The 12,979-nt window shown below is 64.4% G+C and carries 9 protein-coding genes and 1 pseudogene; all 10 read right to left on the bottom strand.

Features of this window, described 5'->3' with window-relative positions; genetic code table 11:
• Window positions 1-5: 5 nt before the first annotated feature.
• A pseudogene (locus FGL95_RS30450) lies at window positions 6-2,073 on the bottom strand (MMPL family transporter).
• A 658-nt stretch (window positions 2,074-2,731) separates the two neighbouring features.
• Window positions 2,732-4,372, bottom strand: a complete 1,641-nt coding sequence (locus FGL95_RS30445) for a hypothetical protein (RefSeq protein WP_240963433.1) — start codon at window positions 4,370-4,372, stop codon at window positions 2,732-2,734.
• A 6-nt stretch (window positions 4,373-4,378) separates the two neighbouring features.
• Window positions 4,379-5,881, bottom strand: a complete 1,503-nt coding sequence (locus tag FGL95_RS30440; RefSeq protein WP_169594465.1) for an SCO6880 family protein — start codon at window positions 5,879-5,881, stop codon at window positions 4,379-4,381.
• A complete protein-coding gene (locus FGL95_RS32825) occupies window positions 5,881-7,329 on the bottom strand; it encodes a TrbL/VirB6 family protein (protein WP_169594463.1) in 1,449 nt (482 codons plus the stop codon). The genes FGL95_RS30440 and FGL95_RS32825 overlap by 1 nt, the downstream gene beginning before the upstream one ends.
• 7 nt (window positions 7,330-7,336) lie before the next feature.
• Window positions 7,337-8,098, bottom strand: a complete 762-nt coding sequence (locus tag FGL95_RS30430; RefSeq protein WP_169594462.1) for a DUF8175 domain-containg protein — start codon at window positions 8,096-8,098, stop codon at window positions 7,337-7,339.
• Between the two features lie 44 nt (window positions 8,099-8,142).
• Window positions 8,143-8,460, bottom strand: a complete 318-nt coding sequence (locus FGL95_RS30425) for a hypothetical protein (protein ID WP_240963431.1) — start codon at window positions 8,458-8,460, stop codon at window positions 8,143-8,145.
• Window positions 8,460-8,981 carry a hypothetical protein gene (locus FGL95_RS30420; protein ID WP_169594460.1) on the bottom strand — a complete coding sequence of 174 codons (522 nt, stop codon included), beginning with the start codon at window positions 8,979-8,981 and terminating at the stop codon, window positions 8,460-8,462. The genes FGL95_RS30425 and FGL95_RS30420 overlap by 1 nt, the downstream gene beginning before the upstream one ends.
• Window positions 8,978-9,538 (bottom strand): hypothetical protein, encoded by a 561-nt coding sequence (locus tag FGL95_RS30415; protein WP_169594459.1) that lies wholly within the window; start codon window positions 9,536-9,538, stop codon window positions 8,978-8,980. The genes FGL95_RS30420 and FGL95_RS30415 overlap by 4 nt, the downstream gene beginning before the upstream one ends.
• Window positions 9,535-11,094, bottom strand: a complete 1,560-nt coding sequence (locus tag FGL95_RS30410; RefSeq protein WP_169594457.1) for a peptidoglycan DD-metalloendopeptidase family protein — start codon at window positions 11,092-11,094, stop codon at window positions 9,535-9,537. Before FGL95_RS30410 ends, FGL95_RS30415 begins: the two co-directional genes overlap by 4 nt.
• Window positions 11,095-11,121: 27 nt before the next feature.
• Window positions 11,122-12,978 (bottom strand): cutinase family protein, encoded by a 1,857-nt coding sequence (locus tag FGL95_RS30405; RefSeq protein ID WP_169594456.1) that lies wholly within the window; start codon window positions 12,976-12,978, stop codon window positions 11,122-11,124.
• Window position 12,979: the final 1 nt, after the last annotated feature.

Raw genomic sequence — 12,979 nt, 5'->3', positions numbered from 1 at the left:
GTTTCTCAGTGCGAGAACGTGATCGATGGAAGGGCTTTCTGCAGCCAGGCGGGTGACCACCACGCGGCGTGTCCGGCCAGTCGAAGCAGGGCCGGCAACAACACGAGCCGGATCAGGAGGGCGTCGAGCAGGACAGCGACCGCCGAGAATGATGCCCATTTCCTTCGGTGGGAGCGGGTCGGCGAGAGCGAAGGTGAAGAACACCGCGACCATGACCGCGGCGGCGGCGAAGATGACTCGGCCCGAATGCGCCATGCCGTCGATTTGCGCGGTCTTCGGGTCGTGGGAGTGTTCGTAGTGCTCTTTGGCTGTCGCCAGCAGGAAGACGGTGTAGTCCATGGCGATCGCAAAGATCATTGCGAAGAAGAACACCGGACCCCAGCCGTCGAGAAAACCTTGAGGTGCGAAACCGAGCAGCGAAGCGCCGTGCCCGTCCTGGAAGATCAACTTCGCGACGCCGAACGCGGCAGCCGACGAGAGCAGGCTGACCAGGGTGCCGATAACCGCGATCAGCGGAGCCTGCAGCGCGACGAGCAGCAGCAGGAAACCGAGGACCAGAATGATGGCGACAACGAGCGGAAGGTAGTCGTTCAACGCCTGCTGCAGGTCCAGGTTTTCGGCCGGTGCACCGCCCACCAGCGCACTGTCGGGCAATTGCGCTCGCAGATCGCGCAGGATGGTGGCCATCGCCTCATCGGACGGATCGACCCGCGGAATAGCTTGCAGCAGAGCGTAGTCCGACCCGTCGCCGGCGGATTGGGGTGGGGAGACCATCTCGATCCCGTCGACGCCCCGCGCCGCCGCAGCGCTGACATCCCGGTCCCCGCTGGGAACGACGATCTGCAATGCGCCGGGCGCACCGTCGCCGAACTGGGCTTGCACCAGGTCGTAGCCCTGCCGGACGGCGGCGTCCGCGGGAACGACGGTGATCGAGGGCATCGCCACCTTCAACCCGAACACCGGCAAGGCAAGGGCGACAAGGATTCCGACAGCCGCAACCGTGAACGGCCACGGATGTTTGTGCAGCAGCTCACCCCACGCAGCGAACAGCGGGGAGCGGTGTTCTTGGCGTTTGGCGTAGGGAAGCGATCCCGCGTTGACCTTCGGGCCGAGCGCACCGAGGACTGCCGGTAGCAGGGTCATCGTCGCGAGCAAGACGAAGAACACGGCGAACATGATTCCGACAGCCATCGTCCGTACCGCCGGTGCCGGGACCAGAAGGACGGCCGAGAGGCTCACCAGGACAGTGAGACCGGACAACACAACAGCTTTACCCGCGGTGTCCATGGTCTCGGACACGGCCGAAGGAGGGTCGCCGCGACGCAGCGCGTCGCGGAACCGGGAGACGATGAACAGGGCGTAGTCGATACCGAGCGCGAGCGCGAACATCATCGCGAAGTTCATCGCCCACACCGAGATCGGTGTCACGCCGTTGAGCAGCACCAGACCGCCTGCCGATGCGACGAGCCCGGCCACGGTCAGCAGCAACGGCAATCCGGCGGCAACCAGCGAGCCGAATGCCAACACCATGATCGCCAATGTCACTGGCCAGGAGAACAATTCGGCCTTGATCATCGCGTCATGATTGGCTTTGTTGAAGTCCGACCACAGCGCAGAGGAGCCGGTCGGGTAGACCTGCACGGTGTCGTTGGACAGAGCGGTCAGCTCATCTTTGAGTTCGTCGACCGCTGCGACCATCTCGTCGGTACTCGCATTCGCGCCCGCGATAAGAAGGCCGGTATGACCGTCGGCGCTGATCGTCATTCCCGGCTGCGGCGGGACAACGGTGCCGAACCGGGAGTCGCCGGCAAAAACACCGCCGACATCGAGCAGAGTCTGCTGCATCGTCGGGTCAGTGATGACCGCAGTGTCGGAGTGCACCACGACTTGGACTGCGGCCGAAGAGTTTCCACCGAAATGTTGCTGAGCCAGCTCACGGACCTGCACCGATTCCGACCCGTTCGCCTGCCACCCTGCACCTGCCAACGAGGAAAACACCGAGGGGGCAAGTGCGCCGAGCACGATCAGCAGCGCCACCCACACCCCAAAGACCCACCGGCGACGCGCAACCATCACCGAACCCAATCTGCCCGAGCGGGCCCGCCGAAGATGGTCCGGAGACAGCCTGGTCCGGCGTGGTGCGGGGCGGTGCGGTGTCAGGCAATCCCATGACAACCTCCTATACGGGTAGGGGTATTATTTGCGGCGCAGAAAGCCACTCCTGAGCGCAATTTTCAGCGCTTGAAGAGCGATCGAATTCCCCGCCGTGGCGGCGACTCCTCCGCGGGCGCGCAACCGCATCGATCCGCGGGGTCAACCGAGTTCATCACGCTGCTCACGTGGAGCCCGCACCCATCCCAGGTAATTTTGCCGCAGTCGGCACAGGCAACGGGATAGCACACGGAGAACCTCCTGGGACGCGATCAGCTTTCCTTACAATCGCATATACCTACCGGGGTATGCAAGTACCCCATGGGGTATCCCGTCGCGAGAATGGGCGAGCGGCGCTCGACTTGCGGACGTCAGCACACTCAACCCGTTCCGAACAGCATGGACCAGTACGTCGAGAAAAACTCGAGGTGTGGTCGTGGCAGTCGATCTTCACCGGACTTGGATTGCCAAAACACAAGGCAGACAGAACAATTACCGAATCAACGAACAGTACAGCACTTGGATTCCCGCTCAGCGGGTTCGAGGTTCAAATCATGATTGGACGGGACCCCGCGATTGGTTATCGTAGGATGCTCGATTCGACACCGGCGAATGCGTTGTCGGTGTCATATAGGACGCGTTCGCGGGCAGTGAGTTCGAGCACCACCGGCAACCCCATCCGGGGTCCAGATTTGATTAGGTACTTTCCGCGTCCCGGATGGACCAGCCCGCGAGTCCAGCCCGGCGGCGCCGACCAGGACGTCACCAACGCCCGTTCACGATCTGTGAAGGGCACGATTTTGTCGAGGCGACCGACTTCTTCGTGGTCCAGGGCACCGATGATCTTGATTCCGCTGCGCGCTGCAAGACCTTTCGCCTTGGCGCGGTCCTCCGGTGTGGGCAGCGCTTCGGCATCCAACAGCGAGTGAGTCGACTGCGCTGACACGATCCCGTCGTAGCGGCCCAACCGAGTCACCCGGTCGCCGGCCTCAACAAGGCCGGGCGCGACTCGCAATCCGCGCCACAGTTCATCCTGCGGAAGGTAAATGTTGCGACGTCGTCCTGCGGTGTGTTGGCCCTCGACGACGGCCGCGGTCCACGCCCATGCGCAGAGCATGGCGGCAGCCATGACGTCGTCGGGCTCCTTCTCCAACGCACTCAAAGACAGTGACAAAGCGGGAGTATTGCCGGGGATCGCGAAGCTTGACTTGCGGTCGAACATTCCGCCGAGCAGGCCGCGGCCCACCAAGCGGCCCAACGCATTCCGCATCTCTCGCGTCTGACGCAGGAAGTCGCGGGGATCGTCGGCGACTACCACGTCGCACAACACCGCCGGCGCCGCGGTCAGCACGTCGACGACATCGGGGATGGTGGGGTCTCCGGCCGTCGCGTCGTTAGCCAGATCGATTGCGAGTTCGAGCACCAACAGTTCAGTTGCACTCAGCGCAGACCGGCCCGCGATGAGCAGCAACGCTTCGAGCAGCGCGACCCGACGAGCGCGCGCGACAGATAGCAGCCGCTCTTTCTCCCCGCCGACCGCAGCCGCAATGGCGTCGCGCATCGGACCGACATCGAGTGGGTTCACACAATGCAACCCGCGTCCGATCCGGAACACCTGCCCGCCCATGGCATTCACCAGCGGGGTGTATTCGTCCTTGAGGTCACCGGGAACGCACATCATGAACCCGAACCCGACCAAGCCAAGCCCGAGCCGTTTCATGATCGCGGACTTCCCGGCACCGGGCTGCAGCTGCACCCAGATCCCGGTGTTGGTGACTAGACCGTCCTTGAGCCACTGCGCAGGGTCGAGGCCGATCGGCTCGGCGGTGTGCAGGTGCCGACCGATCGGTACCCCGACGACCTGCGCACCCGACGCCGCCGCGAACGGATAAAACCCAGCCACCTGCGTCGTGGTGCCTTGCCACAACACGCCCGACTCGACGTTCGGGGTGTACCCGGCGAATGGCGCATCGACCCCGCGCGATGACGGCACCGGAGCCGACGGGTCGTGTCCGGTGGGGAGCTCGAAGGCCAGCCCGCCACGGCGAGCGACCCGGCGCTCAGTCGCCGACTCGACTCGCCGGTAGGCCGGTGTCAGCCCAACTTTCGACAGTGCCCGCTCGACCCATGGCGCCGAAGCATGCACAGTCTTAACAGTTTTCCGTTCCTCCGGATCATCAGCCCCGGCGACGACCGCCGGACTCGGATCAACGAACAGCATGAGGACCTACCCGTCCCAACGGTCGCTCGCGCGGCGCGATAGCGACTTGGTCGGGTCCACACCGAGCGGCAGCGATACCGCGAACACTGCTTCCTGTGCTCCGGAGGCACGCCTGAAGCGCAGCTTGCTTGTCGAGATCCGCTGCTCCACGTTCGCGCACGCCGCGTCGAGGTTCTCGCGCCGGCGCACTGTCGTTGTGACATATGCGGTGAGTCGGCCGACGCCTGCCCCGAGGCTTTCCTCCTTCGCCGCTTGGGCAGCCTTGGCCCGATCGCGCCGGTCGCGTTCGGTCTCGTCTTTCTTGGTCTGGCGCGCCCAGATCGCGCGAAGTCGCCCACTGGTCACCTCGTCTTCGACGACCTTGGCGGCCTGCTCCCCCGAGTACGGGCGATAGACCAGGGCGAACCGGCGATAGTAGGGACCCGGTGTGAGCATCGGCATCAGCACCGTTTGTCTAAATGTGCCCGACGGCGGTGCCTCGAAACACCACGACGCGTGGTAGCCGGAGTCGGTCCAATACACGTCGTCGCTGCGTTCACTCCGCAACGGACCCGCATCGCGCCACGACGCAACCTCGTCGATCTCATCGGCCGATTCGACCTCGTCACCGGTGATATCGGTACGGATCGCAGGGTCGAAGCAGGCTCGGACCCTGCGGATCAGCCAACCCGGCGTGGCACGCGCCAGCACCGGAGCACCTGCGTTCGACAGCGCGGATTCGAACGTCGGCAACCACCGGACCACCTCGGTGACCGCATCGCTCAAATCGGTTGGCACGGGAGTCATCTGAGATGGATCGAAATTGATCGTGACAGTCGCCGACACATCAGCGGTGGTCGACGCACCGCGAGGAACCAACTCGGTGAGGGTGTCCCGACATACCGCAGGGGCATCGGTGGCGATCCGCGACTGGGTATAGGAGCGAAGATTCACTCCCCCGGTCGGCGACGTCTCAGTGACGAACATGATGGCGTCGACGAACGACTTGTAGCCGAGGTCGGCGAGCATCCCGCCATAGTTGGCTACCCAACTGTTCGCTTCGACCTGGTCGGCCAAGGCGATCCCGACCGGAGCGACCCGGAGAATCGCTGACACGATCCCGGTCGCCCGGTTGTAGATCAGCGCCTGTCGGCCGCCGCGCCCATCCTCGGCGTCCAGCAGCAGCAACGGGCCCAACACTCCTGGTAGATCCATTCCGCGATCGATGGGCGCCAGAGGTGCCGCCGCATAGGCGTCTGTGTTGCGGTAGGCGGCCCACCACGCGCGTGTCCGCCACGCCACCCGCGCCGCGACCGTGCGACGCGCCGAGCCGAACGGCAACACCCACAGTCCGATGACTGGGACCGACACCGCCAACAATCCACCTGCGGCCGCGAGGGAGTACTGCACGAGGATCAAGAGCCCGAGCCCTGCGCCGAGAACAAATGCTGTCTGTGTCAGTGACCACGAGGAGCCGAGTCGAAAGCCGGTCTCCTGGCGCAGTCCGCCGAACAATGGCGCGCTGGCCATCAGGTCGGGTCCTCTCCGGTCATGACGGCGCCGGCTGCGTCGGTCGCTGCCTCCACTTTGTCGATCGCGCCGTCCACGACGTCTTTGGCGAGCAGAGCCGCCGTGGCGATTCCGCCAGTGGCAGCACCGGCACCTGCGGCTGCAGCGCCGCTGGCACCGGCAGCGCTGGCAGACGTTCCTGCACCTGTTGCAGCCGCTGTGCCGCTCGCTCCGGTCGCTGCAGCCGATGACGCGGCAGTGTCGGAGCCGACCCCTGCACCGATCAGTCCGTCTCCGGCGGCTGGTGTTCCGACGCCCGCTCCGCCGGTGGAATCGGGGTGCTGCGGCGGCATCTGCGCGGCGTACTGGTCGGCGTCCCCAGCGTCGTCGGCCTGGAACCCGTTGTGGGACTGTCCGGCACCCAGTTCTCCCGGTCGTCCCGGATCGGGATTACCGGTCCCGGGACCGTTGCTTTCCATGTAGGACCCGAGCGGATCCGCGGTCAGGCTCGACCCTGACGACGAGGACGAACCACCACCCGACGGCATGACTCGATCGAAAATCTCGCCGGAGAGGGCAAACCCGGCCACACCACCAGCGAGCGCGGTGCCTGAAGATACGCCGGGAGCGGTCTGGAGACCCATCCACGAGAAGAACGCCATCATCGACGGCAGCGCGATAACCCCGATGACGAGCACCGCCATACCCGTCATCACCGCAGCCAGTGACTGCTCTTGGCCCATGAACCTGAACCCGACCGAATAGATCAGGGCGGCAAGGGGTTTGTAGAAGGCAAGAGCGACCAGAGACCCCGCCAACCGGGGGAACCACTGGCGGCCGAACGGCCCGATGTATCCGGCGGCGGCGATCGGGATCATTGCTGCCAGCACCAGAATTCCGGCTTGACGCAGAAATCCGAACAAGAACTGGATGAATGCGAGGACCCAGCACAGAAGGGTCAGCAGGAGAAGCGCTGCCGGATTCGTCACCACCGCCGCCCCGAGCATCTTCGACATGTTCGGGCCGAAGTCGTTGGCCCCCGAGTCCACCAGACCCTGCGCGGTGTCGTCAGCGACGTGCAACAACTGGCCGAGCACGGTGATCCCCATGCCAGAGACCAGAATCCATTTGATCGCGCCAGTGATCAGGTCGAAAAACGGCCTAGATCGTCGCGTGTACACCATCGTCGTCGCAGCGACGATGATGCCAGCCGCGACGAGAAACCCGATCCACGCCAGGATGATTGGGTCCTCCCCCAGCGCCGTTGCCGGCGACACATCCACTGAATCGGTGTTCACCCACCACGTCATCGAGCTCTGCAGCATGTCGCCTGCCGCACTGCCCAGCCATCCCAAGAATTTGCCGAACCAACCGTCGGCTACATCGGTCACTGCTTCCTTGGCAGCACCTCCCAAACAGAGCACCGGAAGCGCGATGCAGCCCGGACCGATCTGATCAGTCCATCCCATCGCCGCATCAACCCCCCACCGGGGTGAAACCGTTCAGATCGTTGATCACCTTGCTGTCAGTGGGTTCCGCGGCGACCTTCCAATCGTTATCCGCCCACACGACTGTCACTTGGTTGCTACTGAACGAGCCCGCGAATGGCGCAGGGAATGCGTACTGGATGGTCGCCTGGTTGGGAAGATAGGACACGACCTTGAACGCCGTGAAGTGCTTCGGGGTGTCCGGTCCGAGTTGTGGGCGCAGTGCGTCCGAGTTTGCGTGGACCTTTTCGAGATTTGCTCGGGCCGTTGCACTAAGTCCGGTCGTCGCTGCAAGGACGTTCGTATAGTTGGTGCTGTCCATCACAAGGCGCCGGGTGATCTGGTCGGCGGCGATCACTGCCCCTTGCGGGGTGTGGCTGTAGCCGGTCGCCGTGCCCTTGGCTTCGTCTACCTTCAGCGGGCCATCCGCTGGTGAAAACGGTAGCTGTAGAACCACATTTGGGACCGAGCGCCATACCAAGCCCGTGGGTGCGGCCGTCAGCCAGTCGGGATCCGTTGGCTTGTGGACTTTGCTGGGATCAGGGGCGGGGATCGCTGGATTCTGCGCATTCGTGGGACCTGGGTCGGTCGGTGGGGTGGCCGATTCCTGTTCTCCACCTCGGGATGTGAGTGCGACGAGTGTGGCGATGACGACCACCACCGCCACGACGCCCGCAACCCAAACCCCGACCGGACGCGGCAATGCTCGTGAGTGTGCGTACGCCGGGTCGATCAGCTTGTTACGTGCCATCGTTCTTGTCTCCTTGTCTCTAATAGGCCGGGACGCATTGGGTTTCAGAAGAGCGTGGCGCCGCTGACGAGAAGGACTTCACCCAAGATCACCCACGGCAGGTGTGTCAGCGCGTCTTTGGCCAGCGTCGAGCGGCCACGGACGCCGACGAAAAGCATGACGACGATCGCGAGAATCCCCGCGGCGGCGGCGTAGTTGCAGATGGTCTTGCCGTAGCCGAGCCAGGTATCCAAGGTCGTTCCGAGGTCCCCCGGCAGATCTTTCGCCGGCGGGTTCGGAACTCCGGGCTCTGCCAAGATTGTGTCGCCGGTATGCCACGCGACTGCCAACAAATCGTTTGCTGTACTGAGGAATACAGACATCAGGGGGTAACCTCCTGGTTTGGTTGCGGAGCCGCGGTCAGTGCAATGGCGAGGGTGTCGACGATTCTTTGCGCCGCATCGAGCGCGGCGCGCGCCCATTTGGTGCGTTCTTGGCTGGGGGTTTCGTGCACTTCGTGGCCAAGCAGTGCCAAGGGTTCATCGTGGTGGCGTAGCGGGTCTATCCAGTCGAGGCTGACCACAGCGGGCAGATGGGGTTCGGTCATCCGGATTCGTTGCCGCACAGTGCGCGGGACGGGGCCGGGCCGGTCGGCCACCACGACCAGCACGGGGGCCGGACTCAGCGCTGCTGCGGCGTCGATCGCGGCCGCGACCGCCGCGCATGTGGACCGCGTCACCAGCACGTCGACAGGTTCATCCGGAACCAACACACCCGCGTCGCAGTGGGTGGGTAGCCGGAGCAACGCCAGCACCGTCGAGACGCCAGCACCACCGGTGATGCCGGCGACGATCGGCCACCGTCTCGGGGCACTTGGATCTTGAAAAGAATCGTGGGACGTCACTTCAACACCTCGTAGGAGTCGAGCCGCCATCCGGCGGCGGTGTGAATCAGTTGCGCGAGAACGGTTGTCGATGGCAGGATCTCGCTGCGCCCGTTCGGCCAGGTGACTGTCTGAGCGATCCCGACCTTTCGATTCAGGTGGTCGAGGTCGGGATCAGTCGGGGCTTCTCGTTCGCGCGAGACCCATGCCTGCGCGTCTACCCACGCGCGTTCCTGTGTCCATTGGCCCCATTGGAGTCCGCGCCGTGGTGGGACGAGGGTCGCTTGCGCGGCAGCTGCTCGATCCAGGACCGCGAGGAGGGTCGGGCCGAGCAGGTCCCGAGCGCGGGGCAGCGCCGATTCCGGGTTCGTGTCCAGTGCTGGGCGCCACGTGAAAATGCGCCGCATCGCTTCCGCTGCGACAGCCTCGCCATCGCCTGGGTCTTCCGATTCGTCTAACAGCGGCGATGGGTCTGCGACTGCAGGCGACGACGGTCCGGGAGCGGTGTGGTCGGTCGCGCACCCGACGAGCGCGAGTCCTGTCAGCAACGCGGCGACCAGCCGGCTCCGGCGGTTCACGAAACCCGCCGGGCCTTCATGCCGGATTGAATTGGCGCCTCTTTGACGACCTCGCCCGTCTGAGGTGCGTGGATCATCTGCCCGCCTCCGGTCGCGATCGCGACATGGCCAGGCCGGCCGCCGGACCATTCGCCGAACAGCAAATCCCCCGGCTGTACTTGATCGATCGGAATTTCCTCCCCGACCGTCCACTGCTCCTCCGAGGTGCGCGGCAACGAGATCCCGGTCGCCGCAAACACCGCGGCGGACGTCAATCCTGAACAGTCGAGACCGCCGTTGGATGGCCCCTGCGGTCCTCCCCCTCCCCAGACGTACGGGGTGCCCAGCCACTGCCGCGACGCTGCCACAATCTGAGTGCCCTTGGGCGAGGAAGGATTCGGCACGAATTCGCCTGACGCGCCTGCCGCACGGAAGTTCGGCTCGTCCGACAGAATCGCCGTGATGTAGGGCTGGGTCTCGGTGAAGTGACGTGGAATCTGATTCGGGATGCCATGTGAGTCGTGCACCGCGCCCTCGCCTGCGTTGTAGGCACCCAACGCCAACGCGGCAGTGTCGCCCTGCACTTCGCCGCTGGCTTTCCACCTGTCGATGACCGCAGCCAACGCGCACATGTACCGGCCTTGGCCGATGATCGCGTCCCCGTCTTCCCGCACAGATGCCTGCCCGTCGTGGTCGGCATCGATCACATACGGTTGCCCGTCTAGTGGGTCGATGCTCGTCGCCGTGCTCGGCATGAACTGCGCCAACCCCTCCGCACCGTCGGGTGATGTCAGGCCCCGGCGAAATCCGCTCTCCTGCTTGCCTTGCGCAGCCAAGAGCGACGCACTGATCTGTGGGCACAGCGAACCTGCCTGCCGGTACCACATCTCGAGCTCCGGCGGCACTGTCCCGGCGGCCAGCTGGCCACCAGGTGTCCCGAACCCGTCCGGGCACGCGGTGGACAGTGGCCCTGGAGTAGAAGGAGCATCGGGTGTCGGTGCGGCGGCGCCAGTCAGCCACCCTTCCGGATCGATTGCCTGGCCGTTGGTGCGCCCGCCCTGCCACACCTCGAAATGCAGGTGCGGACCACTGGAATCGGCGTTGTTCCCAACGTCGGCAATGTGCTGGCCGGCCCTGACCGTGTCTCCGGTCTTCACGTGCAGACCGTGTTCCCACATATGGCCGTAGACGGTCGAGAACTTGGTGCCCGCCATGTCGAGTGAATCCACCACAATCCATTGTCCGAACCCGGAAGCGGGGCCTGCATCGACCACGTTCCCGTCTGCGGCCGCGTAGATCTGGGTTCCGTCGGTTGCCGCCAGGTCCACGCCTCGATGCGCGTCGCCACGAAAGTGCTGCGTCAGCGTGTACTGGTCGGCAGCGATTGGGAACGTGCGGGTCCCCGACTGCGACAGCGGAGAGGTCGCTCCGGGCTGAAGTTGCGGCAGTGCCGCCAAATTCATCTGCGGTGCTGCGCATTTCGATGATTCGTGTTGCGCAGTCGCCAAGACGATCGCGAGCGGGATCGCCACCACGATTGCCATGAACCCGAGCGACGCGACGATCGCTTTTCCCATCCGGTTCAGTCCTCTCGACAGTCGTAGTCATCCCAGGACCGGCTGGATCTTGCCGAGCAAAAATTTCGTCGCGTACGCCGCCGCTGTGTCACCGGCAGAGTTGATGGCACGGGTGTTGTAGCCCTGGTCGTGGGTGTGGGAAGCAAAGAAGCTGACCGCCGTCAAACCTTCGGATGCAAGCTTGCTCAGCTGATCGGCACCTTGTGTCCCGGCTGTGGACACCAGCGACGTCGCAGCGTCCCGGAGTGTTGTCGGGGTTGCCGTGGACGAACGAGGTGTCCCCGACGACGTTTTCGCTTCTCCGGAAAGCGTCCCCACCGCGACGGCGATAAGGTCCGGCACTGTCGTCAACACCTTCAAACCGGCGCCGAGCCAGTCGCCACCGTCGAGTATTTTCCACAACGCTTCCTGCAGGCCGCCGATATCGTCGGCCAACCTTTTGATGTCGAGGTTTCCGATCAGACCGACGACCAGCGACGCGATCGACGTGGTCGGTGAGGGGTCCAACGGAGCCAACGCCGACAGCAGCGACGACGCCAGATGAAGATCCACACCCGCAGCGAGGTCGATGATCGGACTGAACAGGTTGTTCAGGTCTTGAACGATCCCGTGTGCTCGATGGATTTTGCCCGCGATATCCAGGTTCGGTTCGAGCACTAGCCCGCCGAGCTGGCCGAACGCGGCGATGATTTTGGGCAGATTCTCAGCGAAGCTCACGCCATTGGTAGCCGCGTTCACCACTTGACCAACAAGTACCGACGGTTTGAGGAGTGACAATGCGCTGGTGCCGGTGCTGAGCAGATCGAGTGGCGTGGCGGTGAGTGGTGCCGTTTGAGATTGCAGCTGCTGCCCGGTCCCGGTCAGCGAGCCTGCCGGAACATTCCCGCCTGTGAGGAGTGCTTGCGCCGAATTCGCAAGACTGATCGCGTTGTTGACCGCACCGGTGAGGTCCATGTTGCTGACTGTGTCCAAGACGTTCTTCGCCGCCGATTCCGGGGAACCGGGCGATGCGTTACTGAGCTGGGTGGCGACCGCAGGGTTATTTCGCGACCAGGTCGCTGTGTCGACCAGCGGCAGAAGGGTATTCGCGACTGCTGTCGCCGCCGAGCTCAATGTCGTCGGGCTAGAAGGCGTCGCTTCGTGGGTTTGATCCTCGATTGTGGCCAAGTTCGTCGCTAGGTCTTCGACATTGGCACCCGAATAGTCCGAGACGAGTGCCTCCGACAGCCCTGGTGTTCCTGGTCCCGACGGTGTCGAGCCGGAGAGCGTTTTGCCGAGCGCGGCGATGATGGGTGTCTTGCTGGTGTCTGTTGCGCAGTAAAGGTCTGGTTGGTCGCCGCCTAAGCAGAGTTGAACAACTCTTCCCGATAGGGAGCCGAAACCCGCCGACCGCGGCCCCGCGATCCCGGTCGCGACGGGATTGTTCGAAATGTCCTGCGCGCCTTGTGTGCCGCGATGGGGATCGGCGAGCAATGCAACACCCAACACTCGATCCGGTGTGACCGGCCCGCGACCCGCGCCGATCGCCGCCGCGACGTCGCCGGCGGCGTCCGCGCCCTGGGAGAATCCGGCGATCGTGACCTTGGTCTGCGGGCACCCTGCCAACTGCTCGGCAAGATCGCGAGTCAGGGCCGTTACTCCGGTCGCTTTGGATCCGGCATACGTGTCGGAGTTGTCGAACGCACGCGCCTCGTATCCCGGAAACCGAATCGTCACTTGCCTATTGGTCGCTGCGGCGATCGGATCGGCCACCGACTTCAACACACCCACGGGCACGGTCGGATCGGCTGCGGGATTTGTCTCCCACGTCCCAGCCATGAACTCGGCCACAACTGCTGGGCACCCGCCGGCCGGGGTCGCGGGAGCCGAGGTCGGATAAGCCATT

It is taken from the genome of Antrihabitans stalactiti (assembly GCF_012932915.1).
Taxonomy (GTDB): Bacteria; Actinomycetota; Actinomycetes; order Mycobacteriales; family Mycobacteriaceae; genus Antrihabitans; species Antrihabitans stalactiti.
This window is presented reverse-complemented; position numbering and strand designations above follow the sequence as displayed.

Coding starts and splice junctions, on each gene's coding strand:
- FGL95_RS30430 (WP_169594462.1), bottom strand. CDS start 8,098: ATGGCACGTAACAAGCTGATCGACCCGGCGTACGCACACTCACGAGCA.
- FGL95_RS30425 (WP_240963431.1), bottom strand. CDS start 8,460: ATGTCTGTATTCCTCAGTACAGCAAACGATTTGTTGGCAGTCGCGTGG.
- FGL95_RS30410 (WP_169594457.1), bottom strand. CDS start 11,094: ATGGGAAAAGCGATCGTCGCGTCGCTCGGGTTCATGGCAATCGTGGTG.
- FGL95_RS30440 (WP_169594465.1), bottom strand. CDS start 5,881: ATGGCCAGCGCGCCATTGTTCGGCGGACTGCGCCAGGAGACCGGCTTT.
- FGL95_RS30445 (WP_240963433.1), bottom strand. CDS start 4,372: ATGCTGTTCGTTGATCCGAGTCCGGCGGTCGTCGCCGGGGCTGATGAT.
- FGL95_RS30405 (WP_169594456.1), bottom strand. CDS start 12,978: ATGGCTTATCCGACCTCGGCTCCCGCGACCCCGGCCGGCGGGTGCCCA.
- FGL95_RS32825 (WP_169594463.1), bottom strand. CDS start 7,329: ATGGGATGGACTGATCAGATCGGTCCGGGCTGCATCGCGCTTCCGGTG.